This window comes from Flavobacteriales bacterium (genome assembly GCA_013214975.1).
GTDB lineage: Bacteria > Bacteroidota > Bacteroidia > DT-38 > DT-38 > DT-38.
The window spans coordinates 1-2,794 of sequence record JABSPR010000445.1 but is presented as its reverse complement, the minus strand read 5'-3'; the positions used below and the strand labels follow the sequence as shown (position 1 = coordinate 2,794).

The window sequence follows — 2,794 nt, the reverse complement described above, 5'->3', positions numbered from 1 at the left end:
TAAGTACATATTAATTCTCTTTGCCGCAGATCCTTTTAATGGATCACCAACATGTTTTGTGGTTCTCAGGGGATGCTCTATCGAGAAGAATACTTTCTTGAATTCGTGTATGGCTATCTGCATATCGTAAACCGAAGCATGCGATTCAAATACCTTTTCTAAACCATCGTGGTGGAGGTAAATATTCTTCAATGATTTAATAAAGAACGAGAAATCTATTCCGTTAAAAGTACGGTGTACAAACTCGCTTAAACTGGCTAGTTGTTCTTCAGAATGCTCCATCACAAAATCGTGAGGCGACTTCCCCATAAGACTAACCATCCTCTCTGCATTCTTAATTATCATTCCTCTTTTACCCCAGGAAATGGTAGCAACTAAAAAACCGATTATCTCAATATCCTCCTTTATGCTAAACTGATGTGGAATAGAAATAGGATCGCTCTCAATAAAACTGGGTCGGTTATATTGAATTACTTTCTCGTTGAGGAAGTCGACTATTTCAGGATTAATTTTAGACATATATTCATTACTTGAATTAAGGCGAATTTATCAAATTGTAATAAAGTACTAATTCGTCGCATAGTGAACAGTTACCTATTCCATTTTTCGACATTTAAGAACTAAACAGTAACTTAGAATAATCATAAACACCCTGATACTTAATAAGCTGAAACATCTCCTATTCTTCCTTTACATCCTTTTCTTCTCTACACTCGGTGTGAGTCAAACTGATAATGCGAGTACCCTTCGGTTTAAAGGGGAGATTAAAAATGCCATAACAAACAAAGGTATTGCCTTTGTAAATGCGCAAGTAAAAGGTGTTCCTATTGGCACTACAACTAACCAAGACGGAGAGTTCGAGTTAGACATTCCGGTAGTTTATAAAAACAGATTATTGGTATTCTCACATCTCGGATACGTAGCCAAATCAATAAATATTGACTTCCAAAAAAACCGAAGGACCATCCTTTTAGAAGAGCGAAAAGTGTCTTTAGATGAGTTTACTGTAAAGTATGGGGAGTTTCCTTTTCCAAACAGCGTTTACTTGTGCGATACAACCTTCGCCGACTTTTACAAAAGGGGTGAATCCCTACCTATGAACGCTAAAAACAAATCATGCTATGGCACTTTCTCCATAGAAGATATTGATTCATGCAAAAATAAATCTGTCTATGCTTTCGACATGGATTGTGGCCTAACTGTAGATCCAATTAGCATAAACTGCGATGGAGAATACACCATTGAGCTGTACTTCAAATTATATACCTGGTATTATGAAAAGGGACAACAGGAATATTGGAATCGGTTGATTTATTGGGGGAAAGGTGACAATGGATTGTATGCTAGTCCGGTGGATAATACCTACGACCTTTGGAATAGAAGTAGCCATAGAGCTGGGAAATATAAATCGGACCAATGGCATTATCTCGTAATTACACGAGACAAAGAAAAGCAACTAAAGATGTATGCAAATGGAGAACTCTTTAAGACCTACAAAGACAATTTCAAAATAGCGTGCGGAAAAGATCTCATGTTTTTTGCCGATACTGGTGGAGGTAGAAAAGGAGAAGCTGCACCAGGAAAAGTGGCCTACATTTCCACATCAAAAGGAGTAATAAACCAAGAAAAAATATCGCAGAGAAACGAATGTATGCCATGTTGCGAGTGCGAATAATTAACCAAATAAGCATGAAATTTCTATTTGTACTTCTGCCTGTTTTACTATCTGTTTCCGTTTGTTCAGGAAAGTATTTAGTGAGCAGCGAAAAGATATATCACTACAAAACGGAGGAGGTAGAATACGAACTTAACGATTGGGATTGGAGAACCGATTCGATGAACCTCAACCCAGTACAGGCCTTTAAGATTGTATACAATACCATAGATGTATTCGGCGAACCAACCATAGCTTCAGGAGCAATCTTAATTCCAAACAAAGCGTGTAACACGATGCCATTGGTTGCCCTCCAGCATGGAACTTCCTTTAGCAGCAGAAATGCTCCTTCAAATGGATACGAACTAGGAGAGGGGCTATTCTTCGCAGGCAATGGATATATAACTGTTATGGCCGATTACCTTGGCATGGGAGTAAATGAAGGCATTCACCCATACCACCACTGGCAATCGCAAGCAACTGCTTGTATTGATTTGATACGAGCCGCTCGAGAGTTCTTAAAAGACTCTACTAACTTTCTAGACAATGGTCAGTTGTTCTTAGCTGGTTATTCTCAAGGTGGACATGCTTCAATGTCGATTCATAAATACATTCAAGAAAATAAGTTAGAAACTGAGTTTAATATTGTGGCATCGGCACCAATGGCAGGAGCTTACGACATGTCTGACTCGCAATTTGGTCAAGTATTTTCGGATCAACAAGCGTACATCACGGCACCTTACATTCCATTTTTATTTGCGGGCTACCAGTTGGTGTACGGAAATCTGTATAACGATTACAACGAATTTTACAAACAACCATTCGCGGATTCTATTCAGCACTATGTAACCACCGGAACATACGAGTATGAAGACTGGTCTAACATCCTCAATGAAACTTATCGCGATTTTATGCAGGATAGCGTGATAGATAACTTTAAGAACAACCCAAACCACTCCGTTAATGTAGCAGCTCGCAAAAACGACATCATAGATTGGGCACCTCAACAACCGGTTAAAATATTGTATTGCGCCAGCGACATCGTTGTGTTTCCACAAAACTCTATTGTGGCAGAAAAAAAAATGAAGGCGCTTGGCGCAAAAGATGTTGAAGCCATTGATTTAAACCCCGAAGGCGATC

Annotated in this window: 3 protein-coding genes; 2 read left to right on the top strand and 1 reads right to left on the bottom strand. The window is 38.9% G+C overall.

The annotated features are described in order from the left end of the window. Positions 1-519: DUF2400 domain-containing protein (locus HRT72_13865; protein NQY68795.1), on the bottom strand; the 519-nt coding region annotated here is incomplete at its 3' end. Between the two features lie 199 nt (positions 520-718). Here HRT72_13865 and HRT72_13860 point away from each other — a divergent pair. Further along, complete coding sequence (locus tag HRT72_13860; GenBank protein NQY68794.1) at positions 719-1,675, top strand: carboxypeptidase-like regulatory domain-containing protein; 957 nt, start codon at positions 719-721, stop codon at positions 1,673-1,675. 14 nt (positions 1,676-1,689) lie between these two features. After that, positions 1,690-2,794: hypothetical protein (locus HRT72_13855; protein NQY68793.1), on the top strand; the 1,105-nt coding region annotated here is incomplete at its 3' end.